The organism is Rhodococcus opacus B4 (genome assembly GCF_000010805.1).
In the GTDB taxonomy this organism is placed as follows: domain Bacteria; phylum Actinomycetota; class Actinomycetes; order Mycobacteriales; family Mycobacteriaceae; genus Rhodococcus_F; species Rhodococcus_F opacus_C.
Genome location: NC_012522.1, coordinates 3,523,862 through 3,548,300, shown reverse-complemented (window position 1 = coordinate 3,548,300; position 24,439 = coordinate 3,523,862). Strand labels below are relative to the sequence as shown.

The 24,439-nt window shown below is 69.2% G+C and carries 22 protein-coding genes; 20 read left to right on the top strand and 2 right to left on the bottom strand.

All coding sequences use genetic code 11. The annotated features are described in order from the left end of the window. Nucleotides 1–14: 14 nt before the first annotated feature. The 12 genes from ROP_RS16290 (at nt 15) to ROP_RS16240 (ending at nt 11,010) form a co-directional block, all read left to right on the top strand. Nucleotides 15–956, top strand: coding sequence for a VOC family protein (locus ROP_RS16290; RefSeq protein ID WP_012690499.1), 942 nt, complete (start codon nt 15–17; stop codon nt 954–956). Nucleotides 957–991: 35 nt separating this feature from the next. Continuing rightward, on the top strand, nt 992–1,480 hold the full coding sequence (locus ROP_RS16285; protein WP_012690498.1) for a flavin reductase family protein: 489 nt from the start codon (nt 992–994) through the stop codon (nt 1,478–1,480). Further along, nucleotides 1,477–2,589 (top strand): amidohydrolase family protein, encoded by a 1,113-nt coding sequence (locus ROP_RS16280; protein WP_012690497.1) that lies wholly within the window; start codon nt 1,477–1,479, stop codon nt 2,587–2,589. The genes ROP_RS16285 and ROP_RS16280 overlap by 4 nt, the downstream gene beginning before the upstream one ends. Beyond that, the gene (locus ROP_RS16275; protein WP_012690496.1) at nt 2,582–3,181 is read left to right on the top strand and encodes a nuclear transport factor 2 family protein; all 600 of its coding nucleotides are present in this window, start codon (nt 2,582–2,584) and stop codon (nt 3,179–3,181) included. Before ROP_RS16280 ends, ROP_RS16275 begins: the two co-directional genes overlap by 8 nt. Before the next feature lie 6 nt (nt 3,182–3,187). Continuing rightward, complete coding sequence (locus ROP_RS16270) at nt 3,188–4,438, top strand: MFS transporter (protein ID WP_012690495.1); 1,251 nt, start codon at nt 3,188–3,190, stop codon at nt 4,436–4,438. A gap of 42 nt (nt 4,439–4,480) precedes the next feature. Further along, a complete protein-coding gene (locus ROP_RS16265; protein WP_012690494.1) occupies nt 4,481–5,332 on the top strand; it encodes a fumarylacetoacetate hydrolase family protein in 852 nt (283 codons plus the stop codon). Between the two features lie 29 nt (nt 5,333–5,361). Continuing rightward, nucleotides 5,362–7,344, top strand: coding sequence for an acetoacetate--CoA ligase (locus ROP_RS16260; protein WP_012690493.1), 1,983 nt, complete (start codon nt 5,362–5,364; stop codon nt 7,342–7,344). After that, a complete protein-coding gene (locus tag ROP_RS43830; protein ID WP_197535756.1) occupies nt 7,341–7,556 on the top strand; it encodes a hypothetical protein in 216 nt (71 codons plus the stop codon). Before ROP_RS16260 ends, ROP_RS43830 begins: the two co-directional genes overlap by 4 nt. Beyond that, complete coding sequence (locus ROP_RS16255) at nt 7,492–8,289, top strand: amidohydrolase family protein (RefSeq protein WP_012690492.1); 798 nt, start codon at nt 7,492–7,494, stop codon at nt 8,287–8,289. The genes ROP_RS43830 and ROP_RS16255 overlap by 65 nt, the downstream gene beginning before the upstream one ends. Before the next feature lie 102 nt (nt 8,290–8,391). After that, complete coding sequence (locus tag ROP_RS16250) at nt 8,392–9,444, top strand: TIGR03617 family F420-dependent LLM class oxidoreductase (RefSeq protein WP_012690491.1); 1,053 nt, start codon at nt 8,392–8,394, stop codon at nt 9,442–9,444. Further along, nucleotides 9,445–9,966 (top strand): nitroreductase family protein, encoded by a 522-nt coding sequence (locus ROP_RS16245; protein WP_012690490.1) that lies wholly within the window; start codon nt 9,445–9,447, stop codon nt 9,964–9,966. Between the two features lie 303 nt (nt 9,967–10,269). Beyond that, on the top strand, nt 10,270–11,010 hold the full coding sequence (locus ROP_RS16240) for a hypothetical protein (protein WP_012690489.1): 741 nt from the start codon (nt 10,270–10,272) through the stop codon (nt 11,008–11,010). Between the two features lie 42 nt (nt 11,011–11,052). Here ROP_RS16240 and ROP_RS16235 read toward each other — a convergent pair whose 3' ends face one another. Next, on the bottom strand, nt 11,053–12,225 hold the full coding sequence (locus tag ROP_RS16235; RefSeq protein WP_043826620.1) for an MFS transporter: 1,173 nt from the start codon (nt 12,223–12,225) through the stop codon (nt 11,053–11,055). Between the two features lie 142 nt (nt 12,226–12,367). Here ROP_RS16235 and ROP_RS16230 point away from each other — a divergent pair, with 142 nt between their 5' ends. Further along, on the top strand, nt 12,368–13,729 hold the full coding sequence (locus ROP_RS16230; protein ID WP_012690487.1) for an amidase: 1,362 nt from the start codon (nt 12,368–12,370) through the stop codon (nt 13,727–13,729). Between the two features lie 19 nt (nt 13,730–13,748). Here the strand turns inward: ROP_RS16230 and ROP_RS16225 are convergent, their stop codons facing one another. Continuing rightward, on the bottom strand, nt 13,749–14,936 hold the full coding sequence (locus tag ROP_RS16225; protein ID WP_012690486.1) for a CaiB/BaiF CoA transferase family protein: 1,188 nt from the start codon (nt 14,934–14,936) through the stop codon (nt 13,749–13,751). A gap of 181 nt (nt 14,937–15,117) precedes the next feature. Here ROP_RS16225 and ROP_RS16220 point away from each other — a divergent pair, with 181 nt between their 5' ends. From ROP_RS16220 to ROP_RS16190, 7 genes are all read left to right on the top strand, one after another. Then, entirely contained in the window at nt 15,118–16,221 is a 1,104-nt protein-coding gene (locus tag ROP_RS16220) for an XdhC family protein (protein WP_012690485.1), read from the top strand. Between the two features lie 90 nt (nt 16,222–16,311). Further along, complete coding sequence (locus tag ROP_RS16215; RefSeq protein WP_012690484.1) at nt 16,312–17,964, top strand: PucR family transcriptional regulator; 1,653 nt, start codon at nt 16,312–16,314, stop codon at nt 17,962–17,964. Between the two features lie 164 nt (nt 17,965–18,128). Next, nucleotides 18,129–19,565: a uracil-xanthine permease family protein gene (locus tag ROP_RS16210; protein WP_012690483.1), complete on the top strand. Its 1,437-nt coding sequence runs from the start codon at nt 18,129–18,131 to the stop codon at nt 19,563–19,565. 76 nt (nt 19,566–19,641) lie between these two features. Then, nucleotides 19,642–20,553 (top strand): FAD binding domain-containing protein, encoded by a 912-nt coding sequence (locus ROP_RS16205; protein WP_012690482.1) that lies wholly within the window; start codon nt 19,642–19,644, stop codon nt 20,551–20,553. Next, nucleotides 20,550–21,200 carry a (2Fe-2S)-binding protein gene (locus tag ROP_RS16200; RefSeq protein ID WP_012690481.1) on the top strand — a complete coding sequence of 217 codons (651 nt, stop codon included), beginning with the start codon at nt 20,550–20,552 and terminating at the stop codon, nt 21,198–21,200. The genes ROP_RS16205 and ROP_RS16200 overlap by 4 nt, the downstream gene beginning before the upstream one ends. Then, complete coding sequence (gene cutA, locus ROP_RS16195) at nt 21,197–23,698, top strand: aerobic carbon-monoxide dehydrogenase large subunit (RefSeq protein ID WP_012690480.1); 2,502 nt, start codon at nt 21,197–21,199, stop codon at nt 23,696–23,698. Before ROP_RS16200 ends, cutA begins: the two co-directional genes overlap by 4 nt. Then, nucleotides 23,695–24,351, top strand: a complete 657-nt coding sequence (locus ROP_RS16190; RefSeq protein WP_012690479.1) for an SRPBCC family protein — start codon at nt 23,695–23,697, stop codon at nt 24,349–24,351. The genes cutA and ROP_RS16190 overlap by 4 nt, the downstream gene beginning before the upstream one ends. Nucleotides 24,352–24,439 lie beyond the last annotated feature (88 nt).

Genomic DNA, 24,439 nt, shown 5'->3' with positions numbered 1-24,439 from the left:
AAGGTGCTTCTCCCATGCCACTACACACCCTCAGCCGCGTCACGATCGGCGTTCCGAACGTCGCCGAGACCGCCGCGTTCTACGACGATTTCGGGCTGACCCGCACCGCCCCGACCGGCGGTCGAACCGACGCCGTGTCCTTCGCCACCCTCGACGGCGGCGACCAACTCGAACTGGTCCCCGTGCCCGGCCGCCGGCGGCTGCTCGGACTCGACGTCGCGGTCGACGACGCCGACGACCTGGACCGCATCACGCACAACCTGCAGCGACTCGACCTGCGTCCCACCCGGTCCGAGACCGAACTGTCCGTCGTCGACCCGGGCACCGACGTCCGTGTCCGGGTGGCCATCGGCTCCCGAATCGTCCAGACCCCCTTCGCTCTTCCCGCATACAACCTGCCCGGCAACATCGGACGCGACGCCGCACGCGCCGACGCGATCGAGCGGACCGGAAGGGTCCGTCCCCGCAAACTCGGGCACGTCGTCATCGGCTCCACCGACCAACCGGCGAGCGAACGGTTCTTCACCGAGGGCATCGGATTCAAGGTCAGCGACCGGGTTCCCGGCATGGCCGCGTTCCTGCGGTGCTCGACCGACCACCACAACGTCCTGGTGCAGGCGGCGCCGGTGACGATGCTCCACCACACCAGCTGGCAGGTCGACGACGTCGACGAGGTCGGCCGCGGCGCCACCACCATGCTGGACAAGGACCCGCAGCGCCACGTCTGGGGGCTCGGCCGCCACCACATCGGTTCCAACTTCTTCTGGTACCTCAAGGATCCGGCCGGCAATTTCAGCGAGTACTACTCCGACCTCGACTGCATCGTCGACGATCAGCTGTGGACGCCACGGGACTGGGAAGGCGCACGTGCCCTGTACAACTGGGGCCCGCCGCCTCCGCCGTCGTTCCTCGCACCCGAGGACCTCGCCGAACTGATGACCGGAGTGCACGGATGATTCCCGGACAGCCCACGGAAGAGAGGAACAGTCCGATGGATGCGCACCAGTTCAAGAACTCCATGGCCACGGTCACCGGGCCCGTCGCCGTCGTCACCGCCCACCATGACGGCACCCCGCACGGCACCACGGTCAGCTCGCTCGCCTCCCTGAGCATGTCGCCGGCGATGATCACCGTCGCCCTCGACAACGGATCGGCGCTGCTCGCCATCGTGCGGGCAACCGGTACGTTCGGCGTCAACGTCCTCGCCGCCGGGCAGTGCGAGGCAGCGACCCGGTTCGCCGGCCGCCACGACGACCGGTTCGCCGGTGTGGCATGGAAATTCGTCGACGGGTTGCCGCAGCTGACCGGCAGCAGCGCGTGGCTGCGGTGCGACGTCGCCGCGGAAATCCCGGGCGGCGATCACACCCTGCTCCTCGGCACGGTCCGGGACTGCTCGGCCACCGACGCCACCCCGCTGGTGTACAGCCGGCGGACATTCGGCACCCACGCGGCACTACCGGCGCTCGCGGGGGCATCGTGACCGCGGGGGCTCCGCGCCGGACCGCCCTGACCGGTGTCCGGGTCTTCGACGGACGCGCGTTGTCCGAGCCGCGCACCGTCGTCGTCGACGGAGCGGTGATCGGCACCGACCCGGCCGGCGCCCGGATCATCGACGCCGACGGCGCGGTGCTGTTGCCCGGGCTGATCGACGCGCACATCCACCTGCACGGACTCGACACCCTCGAGCAGCTGTGCTCGTGGGGAGTGACCACCGGGCTGGACATGGCCACCTGGCCGGCGGCGCTGGTGTCCTCGCTGCGCGGCGTCGACGGGTTGACCGACATCCGCAGTCCCGGTATCCCGGTGATCGGTCCGGCGGGTCCGCACTCGCACTTCGGCATGCCCGCCGAGGCGGTGGTGCCCGACTGCGAGGCCGCCGACCGGTTCGTCTCGGCACGAGTGGCGGAGGGGGCCGATTACGTCAAGATCGTCCTCGAAGCCCCCGGGGACGGTGGCCCCGACCCGGTGGTCGCGCGTGCCGTCGTGGAGGCCGCGCACCGCCACGGCAAAAAAGTTGTCGCACATGCATCCTCGGTGGGAGCCTACGAACTGGCCCTCGACGTGGGCGCCGACGTCCTCACCCACATCCCGAACGGGGAACCGCTCGGCGACGACGTCGTGGCCCGGATGGCCGGTGGGCGCCGCGTCGCGGTGCCGACCCTGTCGATGATGCAGGCCCTCGCGACGCTGCGCGGGAACACCGACGGTTTCACCGCCGCGGCCGCCAGCGTGGCCGCCCTGCATCGGGCCGGTGTGCCCGTGCTGGCCGGTACGGACGCCGCACTGCAGCCCGGACTGCCGCAACTCGTCGCGCACGGGGAGAGCCTGCATCACGAACTCGAGCTGCTCGTGGCCGCCGGCCTGTCGACGGTCGACGCATTGCGTGCGGCGACGGTCCTGCCCGCCCGCCACTTCGGTCTCGACGACCGCGGGGCCGTCGAACCGGGTCTGCGTGCCGACCTGATCCTCGTCGACGGCGACCCCCTCGCCGACATCCGTGCCACCCGCAACATCGAACGAATCTGGTGCGGCGGTGACGAACACACCGCGACCCTGCGCACCGCAGACGAACGGAGTACCCGTGCCTGACCCCTCGGACACCGCCGCGGTGATCGACGTCGTCCTCCGCGAGCGAGCCGGGCGTGACACCGCGCAATGGGACCGGATGCGTTCGGCGTTCGCCCCCGGCGCACACGTCAGCCTCAGCTGGTTCACCGGAACCGGCGCCGAGTTCGTCGACGCCTCGAAAGCCATGTACGAAGCGGGCAGTCGCGGCTTCCACACGATCGGTGCGCCCAGTGTCGACATCGTCGGCGACCGGGCACTCGCTCACGCCGGAACCACGGTGCACGCGCGCGGCACCCTCGCCGGCGTCGAGTTGGACGTCGCCTCGCACGGCCGGTTGTACCAGCGGCTGATCAGGATCGACGGGACCTGGCGCATCACCGATCTCACGATGCTCTACTACAAGGACGTCGTCTCCCCGGTGAACCCGGCCGCAGACGTGTCTGCACTGGCGGGCGTCGAATTTCCCGTCGATCGCCCCTACCGGTACCTCGCCGCGCTACTCGGCGCTGCCGGGTACGCCATCGGCCCCGACCTGCCGGGCCCCGACCGTCCCGCGCTCGTCGATCGATACCTCGCGGCCCACCACAGTTGGCTTCACGAACCCCAGGGATAGGACCCCATGACCACCACTCCACGCCTGCGCGTGCCCGCCTTCGTCAGCGTCGCGGTCCTCGCCTTCATCGCGATCTCCGCCGACGGCTACGACCTCGCGATCTTCGGTGCCGCGATCCCGGACCTGCTCGCCGATCCGGACTGGGGACTCACCCCGGCCCGGATCGGCGTGATCGCCGGCACCGCCATCGCGGGCATGTGCCTCGGGTCGATCGCGGCCGGGGTGCTTGCCGACCGCTTCGGTTCGCGCCGCCTCTTCCTGGCCTGCGTCACATGGTTCTCGGTCGGCATGATCCTCTGCGCCGCTGCCCCTTCCGCGGAACTCCTGGGCGTCGCCCGCTTCGTCGCGGGACTCGGCCTGGGAGGCCTGGGCCCGGCGGCCATCGCACTGACGATGAGCGTCGCGCCGCACGACAGGCGGAACTTCCTCAACGGGGTGATGTTGACCGGACTTCCGGTCGGCGGCGTCGTGGCGGCGCTCAGTGCGCTGGCCTTCCTCGAGGGCGGCGGCTGGCGGGCGGTGTTCCTCATCGGTGGGGTGATCCCGCTGCTGACTGTCGTGCCGATCGGGGCGGCGAAGCTGCGGACGTGGGCACCGGACAGCACCGTTTCCACCACTGTCCCCCGGCCGAACGTGGGCGTCTCGATGCGCACGCTGCTCGGTGACGGCGGCGCACGGGCGCTCGCTGGTTTCGTCCTGGTCACCGGTTGCTGCCAGGTCCTGTCGTACGGACTGCTCACCTGGTTGCCACAGATCATGAAGTCGTCCGGGTATTCCCTCGGCTCCTCGCTCGTGTTCCTGATCATCTTCAGCATCGGAGCGATGGGCGGCAGCGCGACCGGATCCTGGGCCGCGGACCGGATGGGCGGACGCCGCATCACCATTGCCGGCTTCGCGATCGGCGCGGTCGCCATCTTCGGACTCTCGATGCCTCTGCCGCAACCGATCCTCTACCTGTCCCTGTTCCTCGCCGGCGCCGGCACGGTCGGCATCCAGCCCGTCGTGTACGGGTTCGCCGCACTTCACTTCCCGGCGACCGTGCGCGGCAGCGCTCTCGGATTCATCGGGGGCATCGGCCGGATCGGCGGCGTGTGCGGACCGATTCTCGGTGGAGTTCTCGCGGGACTCCCTGCACTGGCCAACTTCTCGGTCTTCGCCGGAATCGCCGTGTTCGCGTCGCTGCTCAGTCTCGTCGTTCTCACCGGTCGCCGCCACGCGCCCGCGCCGACGATCGCGACCGCCCCGGCCGAGGTCTGAGACCCCCACTATCTTCCCGAAAACACAGCAAGGAGTACAGACATGAGAATCGCCAACATCGACGGCCGGCTCGCCCTCGCGGCCGGGACCGGCTACATCGACGTCGAAGAGGCCAGTGGCGGAGCCTTCGGCGCAGACCCGCAGGCCGTCTACGACGTCTGGGCGGAGTTCACGAACTGGGCGGCGCGCCTGGACACCAGCAGCCACCCGGTGATCGGAACGACCGAACAGACGGTGTGGGGTCCGCCGGTGCCCCGGCCGCGGCAGGTGTTCGCCATCGGCCTCAACTACCACGACCACGCCGCCGAATCGGGGCTCGAAAGCCCCACCGTTCCTCCGGTGTTCACGAAGTTTCCCACCAGCCTGACCGGGCACGACCAGTCCGTCGCCCTGCCCGCCGACACCGTCGACTGGGAGGTCGAACTCGTCGCCGTCGTCGGTACCCGATGCGACTACGTCGACGCCGCCGACGCATGGGACCACATCGCCGGAGTGACCGTCGGCCAGGACCTGTCCGGACGGGGATTGCAACTGGCCGGACCGGCGCCGCAGTTCTCCCTCGGGAAGTCGTACCGCGGGTTCGCGCCTACCGGACCCGAACTGGTGACCGTCGACGAACTGCCCGACCGGGACGATCTCGAGATCGGCTGCGCACTAGACAGCGGCGAGGTCCTGCAGAAGGGCCGCACCTCGGATCTGATCTTCACGATTCCCCAACTGGTCGCCCACCTGTCGGCCGTGTGCCCGCTGCTGCCCGGCGACCTGATCTTCACCGGCACTCCCTCGGGTGTCGGCGGAGCCCGCAAGCCCCCGAAGTTCCTGCGGCCCGGCGACGTCCTCACCAGTTGGGTCGAAGGCGTCGGCACCCTCCGCAATACCATGATCGCGCCCTGACCGCACCCACGAGCATCGCAAGGACTGGGATGACTACCCTTTCGACCACCACCGGCACTGCACCGGAACCGATCTGGACGCCGGACCCCGCGCAGGTGTCGCGGGCACGGATCACCGAGTTCGCCGAGTTCGCCGCCGCCCGCACCGGCGCGGCCTACCCGGACTACCACGACCTCTGGAACTTCTCCGTCGAGGAACCGTCCGCCTTCTGGTCGGCGGTGTGGGACTTCTTCGACATCGTCGCCGACGGCGACGCCGGTGAGGTGCTCGCCGACGCCGTCATGCCGGGCGCCCGGTGGTTCCCCGGGACCCGGCTCAACTACACCGAACACGCACTGCGTCAGGGTGACTCACCCGAGGCTGCGATCATCTCCATCGCCGAGGACGGCGGCACCACCGAGATCAGCTGGGCACAGCTGCGCCGGCAGGTCGCCGCCGTCGCGGCGTGGCTGCGCGAGCAGGGTGTCGGGGTGGGCGATCGCGTCGTCGGGTATCTTCCCAACACCTTTCACGGTGTCGTCGCGTTCCTCGCCACGGCCGGTATCGGAGCGGTGTGGTCCGCATGCGGCCAGGACTACGGGGCGTCCGGTGCCTCGGCCCGGTTCGCCCAACTCGACCCGGTGATCCTCATCGCCGCCGACGGATACCGGTGGAACGGTCGCGTCCACGACCGCCGCGGTGCAGTCGCCGACCTCGTTCGGCAACTGCCCACCCTCCGCAGAACGGTGCGGGTCCCCGTGCTCGGACTGCCCGACGACGCACAGCACGTGCCCTGGGAGGAGGTGACTGCCGTCGACGCCGAACCGGACTTCGTGCGTGTCGATTTCGACGCGCCCCTGTGGGTGCTGTTCTCCTCGGGCACGACCGGACTGCCGAAGGGGATCGTGCACGGACACGGCGGCGTGATCCTCGACCACCACAAACTGCTGGGATTGCACAACGACCTTCGAGCCGGGGAGCGATTCTTCTGGTACACCACCACCAACTGGATGATGTGGAACATGGTCGTCTCGGGTCTTCTGGTCGGCGCCACCATCGTTCTCTACGACGGCAGCCCATCCCACCCGGATCCGCAGCGGCTGTGGGACATCGCCGCCGAGCACCGCGTCGGCGTCCTCGGACTGAGTCCCGGCTACCTGCTCGGTTCCGCGAAGGCCGGTCTCGAACCCGGTCGCGACCTGGACCTGCGCACGCTGCGTCTCATCGGATCCACCGGCGCACCCCTGCCGCCGCAGTCCTATCACTGGGTCCGCGACCACGTCGGTGACCGCGTACAGGTCGCCTCGACGAGCGGTGGCACCGACGTCGTCAGTGGCTTCGCGGGCAGCGCCCCCACGACGGCGGTGTGGCCGGGCGAGATCTCCGCACCACTGCTGGGGGTGGCGCTCGCCGCGTGGGATGCCGACGGCGCCCCGGTCGTCGACGAGGTCGGGGAACTCGTCGTCACCACACCGATGCCGTCGATGCCGATCTACTTCTGGAACGACCCCGACGGCACCCGCTGTCGCGACGCGTACTTCGGCACGTATCCCGGCGTGTGGCGGCACGGGGACTGGGTCACCGTCACCGCGCGCGGCAGCGTCGTCATCTCCGGCCGGTCCGATTCCACCCTCAACCGGCAGGGAGTGCGCTTGGGCAGCGCAGACATCTACGACGTCGTCGAGGATCTCCCGGAGGTCCGGGAGGCGCTGGTGATCGGCGCGGAACTCGCCGACGGCGGCTACTGGATGCCGCTGTTCGTGGTCCTCGCCGACGGCGCCGACCTGGACGACGAACTCCGTGCGCGCATCGTCACCGCCGTCCGGACCCAGGCCTCGCCCCGCCACGTCCCCGACGAGATCATCGCCGTTCCCGCCATCCCGCACACCCGGACCGGGAAGAAGCTCGAGGTGCCGATCAAACGGTTACTGCAGGGCGTACCGATCGAGAAGGTCGTCGGCAGCGACACCGTCGACGACTCCGCATCGCTGTACTACTTCACCCGGTTCATTCCCCGAAAGGTGGAACCGTGACGAGCACCGGCGCACCGGCGCTGGTCGACGTGCACGCCCATTTCGTCACCGACCGCTACATCGCCGCGGCCCGGGCCGCCGGGCACCACCAGCCGGACGGCATGCCGGGCTGGCCGAATTGGAACGTGGCCGGCCGCCCTCGCCCTGATGGACGAGGGCGGCATCGGCACCGCGATGCTGTCCGTGTCGTCGCCCGGGACGCATTTCGGTGACGACCGTGCCGCCCGGGACCTCTCCCACGAGGTCAACGAGTACGCCGCCGACCTGGTGCGCCGGCACCCCGGACGGTTCGGCCATTTCGCGAGCGTTCCCCTGCCCGATGTCGACGGCGCGCTCGCCGAAATCGACTATGCACTCGATGTTCTGGGCGCCGACGGGGTCGCCGTCGAAACTAACACCCGCGGCCACTACCTCGGCGACCAACGCTTCGAACCGGTCTGGGCCGAACTCGACCGTCGCCGGGCCGTCGTCTTCGTCCACCCCACCTCGCCGCCCGGCCACGAGGCAGTGTCGCTCGGGCGTCCGCGGCCCATGCTCGAGTTCCTCTTCGACTCGGCCCGAACCGTCAGCGACCTGGTCTTCACCGGAGTCCTGATGCGGCATCCCGACATCGAATGGATCTTTACCCACGGCGGCGGCGCCCTACCCTTGCTCGCGGAGCGGATGGAACTGTTCCGTGGTCTGCTCCCGGGACACGACCCGAACGTCCCTCCCGTGCCGGATCAGCTGCGCCGGTTGTGGTTCGACCTGGCCGGCACCCCATTGCCGCACCAGATCCCGGCCCTGACCGCCGCATTCGGAGCCGATCACGTCCTCTACGGCAGCGACTACTGCTGGACTCCCGCCGACGCGACGGCCCGGCAACTCGCCTCCGTCGACACCTGGCGCTCGGTGACCACCGGCAACGCCCACCGGCTGTTCCCTCGACTCGCCGCGCATCACTGATTTTGAAGTGCCTACTCGTGCCCATGACCTTGTGTTCTACTTAGCGATCGCTATACTCCGACTATCGAGCCGACCGTGAGGTCGTGACCCGCAGGAGTGCGCATGAAGGTCGTTCTACCGCTGTCTTCGCCGACTGGCGCGCTCGCCGACGTCGCGGACATGGCCCGGGGGGCCGAGGCGAGCGGCTTCGACGGCGTTTCGTTCAGTGAGGTCACGTCGGATCCGATTCTGCATCTGACGATCGCGGCGGGGGTGACCACGCGCGTCGACCTGCTGACCAACATCGTCGTGGCGTTCGCGCGGACGCCGATGACCCTCGCGGTGCAGGGCCGGGCCCTGCAGGACTACAGCGGCGGCCGGCTCTCGCTCGGTCTCGGCAGCCAGATCAAGCCGCACATCGAGAAGCGGTTCTCGATGCCGTGGAGCACGCCCGCCCCGCGGATGGCCGAGTTCGTCTGCGCGATGCGGGCGATCTGGGAGTCGTGGGCCACCGGGGAGAAGCTGGACTTCCGCGGCGATTTCTACACGCACACCCTGATGACCCCGATGTTCACGCCGCCCACCGAGCAGCTGGCACCGGAGGTGCTGCTCGCCGCCGTCGGTGAGAAGATGACGGAGACCGCGGGCCGGGTCGCCGACGGAATCCTGTTGCATCCCTTCACCACCGACCGCTACGTGCGGGAGGTGACGCTCCCCGCGCTGGCTCGCGGACGACGTGCGCCGGGGGCGCCGACGGGCGACCCCGAGATCATCGCGTCCGGTTTCCTCGTCACCGGGCACACCGAGGAGGAGATGGCGGCATCGAAGACGGCGGTACGGCGGCAGATCGCGTTCTACGGTTCGACGCCCGCTTACCGGCCGGTCCTCGACCTGCACGGCCTGGGCGATCTCGGCGACGAACTCAACCGGCTGTCGAAGACGGCGGACGACAACAGGTGGGCCACCATGGGCACTCTGATCGACGACGAGATGCTCGGGCTGTTCGCGGTCGAGGGCGCCCCGGCCGAGGCGGCGAAGGCGCTCTACGACCGCTCCGGTGACGTCGCGACTCGCTACACCATCAACAATGTCGGCGTCCGCAGCCCGGAACTGCAGCGTGAGGTCGCGACGTTTCTGCAGGCCCATCGTCCCCACATCGAAGGAGTGTCCTCGTGAATGTGTACGAAGCGGTGCGGTCACGGCGTTCCGTGCGCGACTTCACGGCTCGCCGCAGGCGATGCCGGTGACGTCCCGCAGTACCCGATCTATCCCGAGGGTCTGAAGTCTCCGTATCGCGAACGGCGATTCGCGGCAGGCGAACAGCTGTATGCGGCACTCGGGATTACCCGAGAGGACCGTGGGGCGCGCCGAAACCGGTTCTCCCGCAATTGGGAGTTCTTCGGCGCCCCCGTCGGCCTGTTCTGCTACGTCGACCGCGACATGGGCTCGGCGCAGTGGGCCGACCTCGGGATGTACCTGCAGACGATCATGCTGCTGCTGCGTGCCGAGGGTTTGGCATCCTGCGCTCAGGAGGCGTGGTCGGTGTACCACGAGACCGTCGACGAGACTGTTCAGCCGTCCGACGGGTTGATGTTGTTCTGCGGCATGGCTATCGGCTACGAGCGCACCGGCGTGGTAGGCGCCGACGTGCTCATCGACCGTGCACCGCTGTCGGAGACGGTACGTTTTCTCGTTTGACGCCTTGGTGCGTGACGCCGTGCTAACAGGGTTATGCCGGCTCGGGGCATGCTCAACTTCTGCATCAGGGTCCGGACGTACCGACGGGCCGGGCGTCATGGGTGCCGAGGTGCGGGTAATACGCACGTGAAGGGGTAGCAATCACCACCCCTCGGGGGACTTTTCGCATGGCAGGGATTCGACGGACGCTGGGATCGCGAAAACCGACCACTCGGAAAGCGAAGTCCCTCGATCGAAAGGAACCCCCCATGCCCCGCATCCTCGGCATCACCGTCCCCGACGTCCACGAACACGATCCCCCGGGTGCAGTCCTGCCCGTCGTCTCATCCGAATCCGCCGCCGAATCCGCCGCCGAATCCGGTCCGTCACCACTGGACCTTCGCGCGGATCGGCCTGTACCTGCTGCTCGCGTCTCTGCCGCTGCTGGCGATCTCGGCGCAGGTGTTCGGCGTCGTGCCGATGAACACCACCGGTGCGCTGGTGATCATTCCGCTCGCCGCCTCCCTCGCCGTGTTGTGCGTGTTCGCTCCGCACCCGGTCGACCGCATCGTCGGCCACGGCCTCGGCTGGGGGATGTTCGCGTGTCTGGCCTATGACGTCTTCCGCCTCGACACCGTGTATCTGCTCGGTCTGTGGGGTGACTTCATTCCGAAAATGGGCACCTGGCTGCATTCGGGAACCGACACTCGGACCGGCGCGATCGTCGGCTACCTGTGGCGTTACTTCGGCGACGGCGGCGGAATCGGCATCGCGTTCTTCCTCATCGCCCTCGCGCTCGGCCTCCAGCACCGGTCCGCTCGCACGGTCCTCTTCGCGTTCGTCACGTTCGCGGTGTTTCCCGTCTGGGCCGGGCTGATCGGCACGGTCGCGCTGTCGGCGCGCGGTCAGCGCGACATGTTCCCGCTCACGCCGACGACGATAACTCTGTCGCTGATCGGGCACCTGATCTTCGGTCTCGTGCTGGGCCTCGGCTTTCTGCGGGCCCGGGGTCGCCTCGCGCAGCACTGGCCGTGGCCGCCGCTGCTCCCCGTACGGTCCCGCTAACCCCAGGTGAGTGGCAAAGCGTGCCTGGGCACACTTTGCCACTCACGTGTGGGTGAGGTGCGGATCCTTCGCCTTTCGGCCCACGGCCACGGACATCAGCATCAGCAGCGCCGCCCCGGCGAAACAGGCGGCGTAGCCGATGTGCGGGGCGAGCATGGAGATGACGAACGGAACGGCGAAGCCGACGTAGATCAGGCAGTAGAACACCGCCACGGTCTGTGCGAGTTCGTCTGCCGGCGAGAGCTTCTCGACGGACGCGAGGCCGGAACCGAGCAGGATTCCGTAGCAGGATCCGAGCAGGAAGGCCGCGACGACGATCGCGGCGACGGACAGCGCACCGCCGGTGTACGCGACCACGGTCGCGGCGCCGAAGCCCAGCACCCCGAGAATGATGCCGACTCGGATGCCGGCGGCGTCGCCCTGCTGCGACCACCGTTTGGCCCACGGCTGGATCACCGCCCCGGTGAGCAGGGTCAGTGCGGCGACGAGACCGGTGAACGCCACCGACGTGGAGCGCAACGACTCGGACACGAGCGGCGGAAGCGTCGCGAACGACACGGTCGCCACCCCGAACACCCACGGCGCCCACGGTGCGATGCCCCACCGGAACCTCGAGGTCGCGAGCGCCGACAGGGGCTTGGCGGTGAGGTCCGTGGCGCGGACCCGCGCATCGGGCACCGACCACACCAGGGCGAGGGCACCGACCATCAATGCGACGTGAACCAGGTACGGGAGCAGTTCCGGCGCGGGGAGCCACTGTGCGATCACACCGGCGAACAGGGCTCCGCAGCCGAAGCCCGCCGACAACGACACCGCCGCGCGGCGCGCACCCGCCCCGGCCGGCGCGGTGGAGCTGAGTTCCTTCATCCAGGCGGTGCCCGCTCCGAACGCCATGCCGGAGGCAAGCCCGGCCAGCACCCGTCCCAGATACAGCAGGTCGGGGACGGTGGCGCCCGCGATCAGGACGAGAGAGGAGACGATGCCGACGGGGATCATCGGGCGGATCACCGCCCGCCTGCCGAACCGGTCGGACACGCGCCCGAAGTACAGCAGCGCGGGGATCAGCCCGACGACATACGACGCGAGCATCGCGGTGAACGAACCGCTCCCGAGACCGAGTTCCTCGCGGTAGACGAGCTGCATCGGGGCGAACTGGTTGGCGCCCCAGCTGACCGCGAACAGCGCGACGGCAAGGCGGACCCAGGGCGAGAGCATCATCCGATCCTCCCAGAACCGGTAGCGCGGCGAAGTATCAACTCTTCACAGCCCGGGCCCCGCATTCCTGTGCAGACTGGCCGTGTGCGGCGGGTCCGGGGACCTCTAGCGTCGATCCCTGAGCACCAGCCGAGGAGGACATGTGTGGGGTAGTGACGGCAGCTGGGTCGGCTCGGACGCGCACGCGATCGCCCGCGCCGTGACGCGCCGTGAGGTGTCCGCGAGCGAGGTGCTGGCCGACCACCTGGCGCACATCAAGGCCCGGAACCCGGAGCTGAACGCGCTGGTCACGGTGGCCGAAGACCAGGCGATCCGGGCCGCCGACGACCTCGACACCCGGATCTCCCGAGGTGAGGACGTCGGTCCGCTGGCCGGGGTGCCGTTCACGGTGAAAGACCTCATCGCGACCGCCGGTGTTCGGACGACGGCGGGATCGCGCGCGCTCGAACACAACGTGCCGCGCGTCGACGCCCCCGCGGTGGCCGCGATGAGGGCGGCCGGCGCGATTCTCGTCGGCAAGACGAACACCCCGGAGTTCGGGGCCAGCGGCCTCACGCACAACGATCTGTTCGGATACACCGTGAACCCGCTCCGGCCCGACGGGGTTCCCCGGTCTCCCGGGGGTTCGAGCGGCGGCGAGGCGGCGGCGATCGCGTCCGGGATGAGCGTGGTCGGTCTCGGCACCGACTTCGGCGGGTCGGTGCGCTGGCCCGCCCACTGCACGGGACTGCGGTCCGTCCGCCCGACCATCGGCCGGGTCGACCCCGACGGACAGTATCCCGGCGTCCCGTCGGGCGATCACGTGCTGACCAATCCGGCCACGATGCACGGCACGCTGCAGACGATCGGCCCGATGGCCCGGACCCTGCAGGACGCGGCCCTCGTGCTGCGGGTCGTCTCCTCCCGGCAGTACCACTGGACCGACCCGGGCTCGGTGGACCTCTCGCGTCTCGACATCACGTGGGCGCCCGGCGAGGGGACCGTGCCCGTCGGCGAGGAGATCGCCGCGGCCGTTGCCGATGTCGCCGGACGGCTCGGCGCCCGCAGGTACGAGGGCACGGCACTGGCAGAGGGCAACGAGTTGTTCGGGGGCCTGCGGTCGGCCGAAACCCACACCGACATCGCACAACTAGGCACCGACTTCGGGGCGAACATCACCGCGATGCTCGCCGCCGCGCGGGATGTGGACCGGCGTCTCGTCGAGCGACTGTGGGCGCAGCGATCGGAACTCGTGCACCGGATGCTGGGCGAGATGGGCGACGTCCTCGTCCTGCCCGTCGCGTCGATCCCGGCGCCGCCACTCGGCGACGAACTGTTCGACGTCGGTGGGCAGTCACTCACGTGGGCTCAGGCCCTGGCGAGTTGCCGCGCGATCAGCGTCACGGGACTGCCGTCCGTCGTCGTTCCGGTGGGAAACACGCAGTCCGGGTTGCCGATCGGTGTGCAGGTGGTCGCGCGGCCGTGGTGCGAGCACGTCGCGCTGGCCGTGGCCGCCCGGTTGTGAGACGGCCACGACCGCGGGATCAGATCACCCGGTCTCGCCGCAGGCCCTCGATGTCGTCCTCGCTCAGCCCGAATTCGCCGAGCACCTCGGCCGTGTCTTGCCCGAGCGCCATCGGTGGCGCGTTCCGGATCGGCAGCGTCTCGTCGTCCACCCAGAACGGGCCCCGGACCAGCGGCACCTCACCACCGTCCGCGGTGGCCACGGGTTGCACCATCTTCAGGGCCCGCACCTGCGGGTCGGCGAACGCCTGATCGATCGTGTGGACGGGACCGCACGGAATGCCCGCCGCACGAATGAGCGTCACCCACTCGGCGGCCCGCCGCACGGACAGCAGTTCGAGCAGTTCCTTCGTGAGGCGATCCCGGTGCGCGAGACGTGACTGGCCGGTGCGGTATTCGGGCCGGCCGGCGAGGTCGGGGTCCCCGAGAACGCCGCACAGGGCCTCCCAGTGCCGGTCCGAACCGGTGGCGATGATGATCGGGAAGTCGGCGGTGTCGAACGTGCCGTACGGCGTGATCGTGGGATGCGTGTTTCCGTTCGGCTCCGCGACGCGTCCGGTGCTCAGATAGTCCTGCGCCTGGAACGACATGATCGACAGGGCCGATTCGAGCAGCGACGTCTGCACGTGGTGGCCGCCGCCGTCGCGTCCGCGGGCCACGAGTGCCGCCGTGATGCCCAGCGCCGCATAGATACCGGACACCGTGTCGATGATCGGGATGCCGACGCGCATCGGGGTGTGATCGCCCGCGCCGGTCACCGACATCAGGCCCGACATGCCCTGCGCGACCTGGTCGAGTCCGGGCGAGAACTGCTCGGGGCCGGTCGGGCCGAATCCGCTGACACTCATGACGATCACGCCGGGATTGTCCGCGGCGAGCGACTCCTGATCGAGTCCCATCTCGGCGAGGACGCCGGGGCGGAAATTCTCCACGATGACGTCCACGTCGACGGCGATGCGGCGCAGCAATTTCCGGCCCTGTTCGCTGCGCATGTCCAGCGCGACGGAACGTTTGCCGCGATTGACGGACGCGAAGTACAGGCTGTCGCTGCCGTCGAACGGCGGCCACTGCCGGGAACTGTCACCACCGGAACGGGTCTCGACCTTGATGATGTCGGCGCCGAAATCGGACAGCAGCGCCGTGCACAGCGGGCCTGCGAGCGCGCGCGTGAGGTCGAGGACCCGGATCCCGCTGAGCAACTGATTCATGGCGGATCCTCGGTTCTCTGGAAAGGTAAGGGGGACCGTCCGAGAATTGCGGACTCGCCGATCGATAGCGATGGCGACAATGCACAAGCGGCCGCGGGGTATTTCGGCGCTTTGTGTGCCGCGACGGCGGGGCGTCGCCGGTTAGCGTGAGCTACCGAAGATCCCCGAGGAGGACGAGACGATGCGCGACATCCTGACGGGCCTGGAATCGTGGTTCGACCGCGGCGAGACGTTCGCGCTCGCCACGGTGGTGCGCACATGGAAGTCGTCGCCGCGGGCGCCGGGCGCGGCGATGGCCGTGTCGGCATCCGGTGAGGTGCTCGGCAGCGTGTCGGGCGGATGCGTCGAGAGTGCGCTGTACGAGACGGCGCGGGACGTGCTGGCCGACGGACGGAGCCGCACCGAGGTGTTCTGCGTGGCCGACGACGACGCCATCGGTGTCGGTCTGACGTGCGGCGGCACCATCGAGGTGTTCGTGCAGCGCATCGGGCCGACGGACTTCCCGGGTTTCGCGGACGTGGCGCGGCGCGTCCAACGAGGCGAGTTGATTGCGTTGGTGACGGAGACCGGCGACGGTTCGCGACACCGGCGCTGCGTCATCACCGAGGACGGGCCGGTTGGCGACCTCGGCCTGCCCGATTCGGACGGCGAGGAGGTCCGCCGCCGCCTCGACGCCGGTGAGTCCGTCGTATATCAGCTGCAGTCGGAGACGGTGTGCATGGTCGAGATCTTCGCGCCGCCGCCGCGGATGTACGTCTTCGGGGCCATCGACTTCGCCGCGGCCATGTGCACGCTGGGCGCATTCGCCGGCTACCACGTCACCGTGATCGACGCCCGCGCCGTGTTCGCGACCCGCGCCCGTTTCCCGGATGCCGACGAAGTCGTCGTGATGTGGCCGCATCGATTCCTCGAGACGGCCCCGGTCGACCGCCGGACCGTCCTCGCCGTGCTGACCCACGACGAGAAATTCGACATTCCGCTGCTGCGGCTCGCCCTGCGATCGGACGCGGCGTACATCGGCGCGATGGGCAGCCGGGCCACGCACGAACGCCGGGTCGCGCTGTTGCGGGAGCAGGGCACGACCGCCGACGAACTGGCGCGGTTGCATTCGCCGATCGGCCTCGACCTGGGCGCCCGCACCCCCGAAGAGACGGCGGTGTCGATTCTCGCGGAGATGATGAAGACGACCCGGGGCACGTCGGGGCTCGAACTCCAGCAGCTGACCGGTCCGATTCACCGCGATGCGCCCGCCGGAACCGGCAGACCGGCAGAGTGCACCGTGTGACAATCGTTTGACGCCATTCGAGTGGGGACTTAAGGTCACACTTTCGCGCCGTCCGGGGCGAGTGTCGGATCAGGTGAGCAGGGTGTTGCAGTGACGACGAGGGATGCCGGGCCGGGTCTCGACCTTCCCCCGCAGTCGTTCACCGATGTGCTGGCGTCCGATCTGCTCGCCTCCCCGACGCTGGTCGCCGGCGCGACCGGCACCACCCGCGAGGTGTCGAACGTCGCCGTGATGGCGGTGCCGGACATCGGGCCGTGGCTCCGGACCGGACAGTTGCTGATCACCACGACCGCGGTGCTCGGCCGGCTGGTCGAGCCGATCGACGCGTTTCTCACCCGCCTCGACCGGCGGGGCGTCGCCGGGCTCGCGGTGCGGCTCGACGACGACACCGCGGCGCTGCCGGCCGAGATGACCGCTGCGGCCGACGAACTCGGGCTTCCCGTCGTCGTGGTCGCAGCCTCGCAGGAACATCCGCTGTCCGGTGCCCTCGTGGAGTTGTCCGCGCAGCAGGTCGACGCCGTGTTCGAGGCGGACCGGTTGCGCAGAGTGCTCGTCGACGTCGTGATGGCCGGCGGCGGGTTCGCCGAACTCGCGGTTGCGGTCGCGGGTGACCTGGGCGGGGCCGTGCTGATCACGACCCCCGACGGACGCCAGTTGTGCCGGGCCGGCGACGAGTCCGAGCTGCGCCGGCTGGCGTCGAGTGCGGCGCTCGATTCCACCGGACGGGTCCGCACCGATTCGACCGAGGGCGGTCTCGGCCTGCACCGGCTCGGCGACGAGTCCATCGCGGTCTCCGCCATCTCGGCCAACGGCATCGACCACGGGCGGCTGGTGCACTTCCGCACCGGAGACCTGCTGCACAGCGAGGACCTGTATCTCGTCGAGCAGGCGGCGGCGGTGTGCGCCCTGGTGGTGGCCCGCGAACTGGTGGTCTCCTCGGTGGAGGAGAAACACCGCGCCAACTTCGTCCGCGACCTGCTGCTCGGCCGCGGCGGCGAACACGAGCACGTCGTCGCACACGCCAAGACGTTCGGCTGGGACCTGGATCGTCCCGTGGTGGTCGTGGTGATCGAGCCCGACCCGGTCGGTGAGGACGAACCGTCGATGCCCACCCGGATGCCGCTCGTCGAACGGCAGGCGCGAGCCTTCACCAGCGCCGTCGCGGGCCGTGATGCGGGTGCCGCCGTCACCGCGCTGCCGACGGAGACGGTGATCCTCATGGGCGTCGGCACCGACACGATGAACCTCGTCCACGAACTCGTCGCCACCGTGCGCGGCGCCGGCGGCGGTGGCCGCCGGGCGTTCGGGGTGGGCGTGTCCCGGCCGACGGACTCGGTGGACGGCATCCCCGCCCTCTACGGGCAGGCCCGGACCGCACTGAAGGTGGGGCGGCAGATCACCGGCGCGTGGGCGGTGACGCATTTCGACGACCTCGGCGTCTACCGGTTGCTGAGCCTCGTCGAGGACGACCGCGAACTCGAGTCTTTCGCGCAGGAGACCCTGCGTGAGCTGACGGCCGACACCCCCGAGGCGCAGGACATGCGGCGCACCCTCGAGGTGCTGCTCGCCACCAACATCAACATCGCCGAAACCGCACGTCAACTGCACTTTCACTACAACACCCTGCGGTACCGGGTGGTGAAGCTGGAGAAGATGCTCGGGTCGTTCACCGATCACCCCGAACTGCGCCTCGACCTGTCGCTCGCCCTCAAGATCATGGCGATGCGCGGCATCAATTCCTAAAGTTGCCAAATCCGCCGGGCAGGCGCTGGCAGATTCTTCTCACGCCGGGTGGCGGACGCTGTAATAACGTTGCCCTCCTATCGAGGTGCAACTGTGACGTGCGGCACATCGCAAGAAGCCGCCGCCGGCGCCCTTGCACCGTCACCTGTCTGAAAGGTCCCCCTATGCCTATCTGGACACTGCACGGAGATGGCAAGACCATCGCCCCCGGGGAGGTCGTCGCCCCGAGCGAACGGCTCAGCTGGGGTCGCACGATCGGACTCGGCGGGCAGCACGTGGTCTCGATGTTCGGGGCCACGTTCGTGTTCCCGATCATCATGGGCCTCAATCCTCAACTCGCCGTGATGATGTCGGGTTTCTGCACGCTGTTCTTCCTGCTGGTCGTCAAGGGCCGGATTCCCAGCTACCTGGGGACGTCGGCCGCGTTCGTCGGCGGCATCGCCGCCATCCGGGCGCAGGGCGGCACGTCGGCGGAGGTGACGGGCGCGATCCTGGTGTCCGGTCTGGTGCTCGCCGGCATCGGTGTGCTGATCCACTTCCTCGGTGGCGGGGTGGTGTTCAAGATCCTGCCGCCCGTGGTCACCGGCGCCGTCGTCATGCTGATCGGCTTCAACCTGGCCCCGGTGGTGGCCGGAACGTACTGGCCGCAGGACCAGTGGGTCGCGTTGACGGTGATGGTCCTGCTGGTGGTGGCGAGTGTCGCGCTGCGCGGATTCCTCGGGCGGGTCGCGATCTTCCTGACGCTGCTGTTCGGCTACCTGCTGTCGTGGGTGCTGGACGTGACGACCGGGATGATCACGTCGTACGACCCGGTCGCCGGCGGCGTCACCGAGCACTTCCGCGTCAACTGGGACGGCGTCTCCTCCGCCTCGTGGATCGGGCTGCCACCGTTCTCGGACGAGGCGAACGGCATCGTGGGCATTCACGCGCCGTCGTTCAGTCTCACGTTCATCGTCCTGGTTCTGCCCGGTGTCATCGCCCTGATCGCGGAGAACGCCGGCCACGTCAAGGCCGTCGCCGAGATCACCAAGACCGACCTCGACCCGATGATGGGACGCGCCCTGATCGGCGACGGCCTGGCCACCACCATCGCGACCAGCGTCGGCGGATCCCCGACGACGACGTACGCCGAGAACATCGGCGTCATGGCCGCGACCAAGGTGTACTCGACCGCCGCGTATGCCGCGGCCGGGGTGATCGCGATGCTGCTGGGCTTCTCCCCCAAGTTCGGTGCCGTCATCTCCGCGACCCCCGGCGGCGTGCTCGGCGGAATCACGGTGGTGCTGTACGGGATCATCGGCCTGCTCGGCGCGAAGATCTGGAAGGAGAACGGCGTCGACTTCGGCAACCCGCTCAACCTGATGCCGATCGCCGCCGGCCTGATCATCGCGATCGGTGACGTGGAGCTGACGTTCAGCGACAGCTTCTCCCTGAGCGGCATCGCCCTCGGCACGATCGTGGTGATCGGGATGTACCACCTGTGCCGCGTCATCGCCCCGAAGGACGCCGACGACACAGACGATGTCGGCACCGGCCGGCACCATCCGAAGCCCACCGCGGACGACGGAACGGCGCCCGACCGGGTGGGCCAGCTCACGTGATCTGCCATCGTCGGCAGGTGAGTTTTGTCACTAGTTCACGAAACGTCGAGCGTACGATACGGGCAGGATCTGAGGAATGAAACCGTCGCCACTGACTTATCACCGACCTCGGTCGATCGACGAGGCCTGTCGGATTCTCGCGGACGTGGCTCACGAGGGAAAGGTGCTCGCGGGCGGGCAGTCGCTGATCCCGCTGCTTTCGATGCGGCTGGCCGCACCGGCGCACCTCGTCGACATCGGATCGATCCCCCGGCTGGACGCGGTGTCGGCGTCCCGCGAGCTGGGCGTCACGTTCGACGCCCTGACCACCCACTCGGTGCTCGAAGCCGACCGCGGTGCCGCCCGGGTGCAGCCGCTGCTCGGCCGCGGGCTGCGTCTGGTCGCGCACCCGACCATCCGTAACCGTGGCACGACGGTCGGCTCCATCGTGCACGCCGACCCGTCCGCGGAGATGCCGGCGGTGCTCGCGCTGCTCGGCGGTTCGATCACCGTGCGTTCGGTCCGCGGGGTCCGGGAGATCCGCTCGACCGACCTGTTCGCCGGGCCGCTCGAAAGCACGCTCGAGCCGGACGAGATCGCGACCAGCGTCACGGTCCCGGCCGCCGAGCCCGGTGTCGGGTCGGCCATCGACGAGATCGCCCGCAGGCACGGCGACTACGCCCTCGTCGGGGTCGCGGCCAAGGTCCGGGTCGAGGACGGCGCAGTCGCGGAGGCCCACATGACGTACGTGTCGGCCGGCGAGCTCGGTGAGGTCGTCGACTACACGGACATCCTCCGGGGTGCGTCGGCGACGGACGACCGGGACCCGTTGTGGCGGAATCTGTCCGAGTTCGCGCGCGAACGGATCGACACCGAACCCGACATCCATGCCACGGCGCGGTACCGGTCGCAACTGGTCGCGGCGCTGACCGCCCGGGTCGGGTTCGCGGCCGCGCAGGATGCAGTGCTCGACGGTGCCGCGGTGCACGTGTCGGCGGGAGGAAGATGACCATGGCAAAGGCAACACGCAGCATCGACGATCAACTCGCCGAACTGCAGGAAGACACGGGCGAACAGCACGTCGCGGTGACGTTCACGCTCAACGCGGTGACGCAGACGGTGCTGCTGCCGTCGCGCACGCTCGCGTCGGATGCGATCCGGCATCATCTGCGCCAGACCGGGACGCACGTCGGCTGCGAGCACGGGGTGTGCGGCGCGTGCACCGTCCTGCTCGACGGCAAACCCGTGCGCTCGTGCCTGGTGCTCGCCGCGAGCCTCGAGGGCCGGGAGGTCACCACCGTCGAGGGACTCGTCGAACCCGACGGCACCCTGCACCCGGTGCAGCAGGCGTTCATCGACTGTCACGGTCTGCAGTGCGGGTTCTGCACCCCCGGTTTCGTCACGACCATCGCCGCGTTCCTCGAGGAGAACGACTCGCCGACCCGGGAGGAGGCGACCGACGCGATCGCAGGCAACCTCTGCCGGTGCACCGGCTACCAGAACATCCGGGCCGCCGTGCTGCGCGCCGCGGAGATCAAGCGTGAGCGCTCGGGCGAATTCCCGCTCGGCAAGGACGACGAGTCGGCCCGCGCCTCACTCGATCGGAAGGTCCGGGGCACCACCAACCCCGTCGGCGGAAGGGCAGGGCGAGCATGAGCGTCACGAAACCCCGCACCAAGTCGGCGGGCACCAAGGCAAGCGGACCGGCGATCGTCGAATCCGAGAAGCTGTTCGGCAAGCCGATTCCCCGCACGGAGGACGCCCGGCTGCTGTCCGGCAACGGACGCTACCTCGACGACCTCGGCCACAACGCGCTCATCGCCGCGTTCGTCCGATCGCCGCACGCGCACGCCCGCATCACCGGAATCGACATCGATGCCGCCCTGGATCTGCCCGGCGTGCACGCGATCTACACGTACGACGACCTGGTGGACGACTCCCCGGAGATGGCCGAGAATCTGCCGCTGCTCATCCCGCACCCGGCGATCACCGCCCCGCGCAACGGGTATCCGCTGGCCAAGGACGAGGTGAACCACGTCGGTGAGGCGATCGCGATGGTGGTCGCCGACAGCCGGTACATCGCCGAGGATGCGTGCGCCAAGATCGACGTCACGTACGAGATGCTCGCACCGGTCGTGGGCATCGACGTGGCGCGGCAGGCGGACAACGCGGTGCACCCGGATGTCCCCGACAACGTGGCGGCGCACCTGCAGCACGGGTTCGGCGACGTGGACGCGGAACTGGCGAAGGCCCCGCACCGGCTGACCCTGAACCTCGAGATCGAGCGGTCGGCGTCGATGCCGATGGAGGGCAAGGGCGTCTACGCCCGCTGGGACACCGACGAGCAGGCGCTCACGTTCTGGACGTCCACGCAGACGTCGACGTCGGCGCGCGCGGCGATCGCGGCGCGACTGAAGATGGCGCACAACAAGGTCCACTGCATCGCCCCCGACGTCGGCGGCGGCTTCGGTGTCAAGATCGTGCACCCGTGGCCGGAGGAGGTCATGGTGACCTGGGCTGCGCGGCAACTCGGGACGGCGGGCATCTCCAGCGAGGTCAAATGGGTCGAGGACCGGCGCGAGCACTTCGTGTCGAGCGCCCACGAGCGCGGCCAGATCCAGGAGGTGACCGTCGGTTTCGACGACGACGGCACACTCCTCGCGTTCGACTTCACGTTCTGGCACGACAACGGCGCCTACCTGCCGTACGGCATCATCGTCATGCTGAACACATCGACGCAGGTGCTCGGGCCGTACAAGCCGAAATCGTTCCGGGTGGACGCGTACTCGCTGTACACGAACACCGTCATCGTCACGCCCTACCGCGGCGCCGGCCGCCCGCAGGCCGTGTTCGCGATGGAACGCGCGATGGACGCCATCGCGAAGTACCTCGGCAAGGATGTCATCGAGGTCCGCGAGCACAATTTCATCCGGCCGGAGGAGATGCCGTACGACTTCCACCTCACGTTCCAGGACGGCCGCCCGCTGATCTACGACACCGGCAACTACCAGGCCGGTATCGACAAGCTGAAGAAGCTCATCGACTGGGACGGGTTCGCCGAGTACAAGAAGCAGGCGAAGGCCGAGGGCCGGGCCGTGGGCATCGGGATCGGCGCCTACGTCGAGGGCACCGGACCCGGACCGTACGAGGGTGCCCACGTTCTCGTCGAGACGTCCGGGAAGGTCAAGGCCGCAACGGGTCTGACCACACAGGGGCAGGGCCACCAGACGGCGTTCGCGCAGATCGTCGCGGACGACCTCGGCGTGCCGGTCACCGACGTCGAGATCGTCACCGGCGACACCCGCCGATTCGGCTACGCCGTCGGCACGTTCGCGTCCCGCGGCGCCGTGATGTCCGGGTCGGCGTTTCACGTGGCCGCGCAGATGGTCGCGGACAAGGCCCGCACCATCGCCGGGGAGGCACTGAACCTCGACCCCGCCGAACTGGAACTTCGCGAGGGGCACGTGTGCAAGATCGGCACGCTGCCCGGCGCCGAGGGCACGTCCATCTCGCTGGGTGTGGTCGCCGTCCTGTCGAACCCGCTGCGCTACGCGTTCGACGACGCGTCGCGGCAGGCCACCGGATTCGCGAAAGCCGACACGGACATGACGATTCCGCCGGTCCGCGAGGGTGAACAGCCCGGACTCGAGGCCACCGGCTACTACTCGCCGCCGACGTCGACGTTCGCGTCCGGTGTGCACGCGGCGATCGTCGAAACCGATCCGGTGACGGCCGAGATCACCGTGCGGCGATACGCCGTCATCCATGACTGCGGCAACGTCATCAACCCGCGGATCGTCGAGGGCCAGGTCATGGGCGCCGTCGCGCAGGGTGTCGGCGGCGCGCTGTACGAGAAGATCGTCTACGACGAGCACGGCCAGATGCTCAACGCGTCGTACATGGACTTCCTGATGCCGTTCGTCACCGAGATGCCCGACTCCCTCGAGATGGACCACACCGTCACCCCCTCCGGCCTCAATCCCCTCGGGATGAAGGGCGCAGGAGAGGCGGGCGTCATCCCGACGTCCGCCGTCATCGCGGCAGCGATCGAGGACGCGGAAGGCTTCCCGATCACGTCCATGCCGATATCCCCTTCCGAGTTGTTCGAGCTTCGCCTCGCGCACGCGTCGTCACAGAGCAAGGAGAACGAATGAGAATCGCCGGCACCGCCCTACTGACGGCCCCACCGGAGGCCGTGTACGACAACCTGCAGGACGGAAAGGTCCTCGCGGCGACCATCCCCGGCGTGCAGTCCCTCGAGCAGCTCAGCGACAACCACTACAAGTTGTCCATCACCGCGGGCGTCGCGTCCATCAAGGGCACCTATGACGGCGAAGTGATTCTGTCGCAGCAGAACCGGCCCCAGTCGTTCGTGATGACGGCCTCGGGGGCCGGCGCACCCGGCACCGTGAAGGCCGACGTGACGGTGCGGCTCGAGGAACGCGACGGCGGCACCCTGCTCAGCTACGACGCGGACGCCGTCGTCGGCGGCATGGTCGGCGGCGTCGGGCAGCGGATGATCACCGGTGTCGCGAAGAAGATGGCCGGGGTGTTCTTCAAGGGCATCGACGGCGTGATCGCCAACGGCATCCCACCGGCCGAGGTCGCTGCGGCGGCGGGCGAGGCGCCTGCGGTCGCCGGTGTCGCGGCGGCAGCCCCGGTTCCCGCGGCGGCCCCCGCGCGGATGCGGGCGCCCGAGGGAACGTCCACGACAACCGTTCTCGCGTCGGCCGCATTGGGCGCGGGTATCGCCCTCGCCGGTGTCCTCGTCGGCGGCATCCTCGTGCGGGGCACCTGCTCGAAGTAGCGCCGCGAACACCTCGTCACCCAGCACCCCGAACCGTCCGGTTCGGGGTGCTGTCGTCTGTCCGGGGGCACCCGGTCGCGGGCAGCGC

What these genes read in the sequence shown, in the direction of transcription:
- ROP_RS16290 (WP_012690499.1), top strand. Translation starts at nt 15, where the DNA reads ATGCCACTACACACCCTCAGCCGCGTCACGATCGGCGTTCCGAACGTC.
- ROP_RS16285 (WP_012690498.1), top strand. Translation starts at nt 992, where the DNA reads ATGGATGCGCACCAGTTCAAGAACTCCATGGCCACGGTCACCGGGCCC.
- ROP_RS16270 (WP_012690495.1), top strand. Translation starts at nt 3,188, where the DNA reads ATGACCACCACTCCACGCCTGCGCGTGCCCGCCTTCGTCAGCGTCGCG.
- ROP_RS16265 (WP_012690494.1), top strand. Translation starts at nt 4,481, where the DNA reads ATGAGAATCGCCAACATCGACGGCCGGCTCGCCCTCGCGGCCGGGACC.
- ROP_RS16260 (WP_012690493.1), top strand. Translation starts at nt 5,362, where the DNA reads ATGACTACCCTTTCGACCACCACCGGCACTGCACCGGAACCGATCTGG.
- ROP_RS16255 (WP_012690492.1), top strand. Translation starts at nt 7,492, where the DNA reads ATGGACGAGGGCGGCATCGGCACCGCGATGCTGTCCGTGTCGTCGCCC.
- ROP_RS16250 (WP_012690491.1), top strand. Translation starts at nt 8,392, where the DNA reads ATGAAGGTCGTTCTACCGCTGTCTTCGCCGACTGGCGCGCTCGCCGAC.
- ROP_RS16245 (WP_012690490.1), top strand. Translation starts at nt 9,445, where the DNA reads ATGTGTACGAAGCGGTGCGGTCACGGCGTTCCGTGCGCGACTTCACGG.
- ROP_RS16235 (WP_043826620.1), bottom strand. Translation starts at nt 12,225, where the DNA reads ATGCTCTCGCCCTGGGTCCGCCTTGCCGTCGCGCTGTTCGCGGTCAGC.
- ROP_RS16225 (WP_012690486.1), bottom strand. Translation starts at nt 14,936, where the DNA reads ATGAATCAGTTGCTCAGCGGGATCCGGGTCCTCGACCTCACGCGCGCG.
- ROP_RS16220 (WP_012690485.1), top strand. Translation starts at nt 15,118, where the DNA reads ATGCGCGACATCCTGACGGGCCTGGAATCGTGGTTCGACCGCGGCGAG.
- ROP_RS16210 (WP_012690483.1), top strand. Translation starts at nt 18,129, where the DNA reads ATGCCTATCTGGACACTGCACGGAGATGGCAAGACCATCGCCCCCGGG.
- ROP_RS16205 (WP_012690482.1), top strand. Translation starts at nt 19,642, where the DNA reads ATGAAACCGTCGCCACTGACTTATCACCGACCTCGGTCGATCGACGAG.
- ROP_RS16200 (WP_012690481.1), top strand. Translation starts at nt 20,550, where the DNA reads ATGACCATGGCAAAGGCAACACGCAGCATCGACGATCAACTCGCCGAA.
- cutA (WP_012690480.1), top strand. Translation starts at nt 21,197, where the DNA reads ATGAGCGTCACGAAACCCCGCACCAAGTCGGCGGGCACCAAGGCAAGC.
- ROP_RS16190 (WP_012690479.1), top strand. Translation starts at nt 23,695, where the DNA reads ATGAGAATCGCCGGCACCGCCCTACTGACGGCCCCACCGGAGGCCGTG.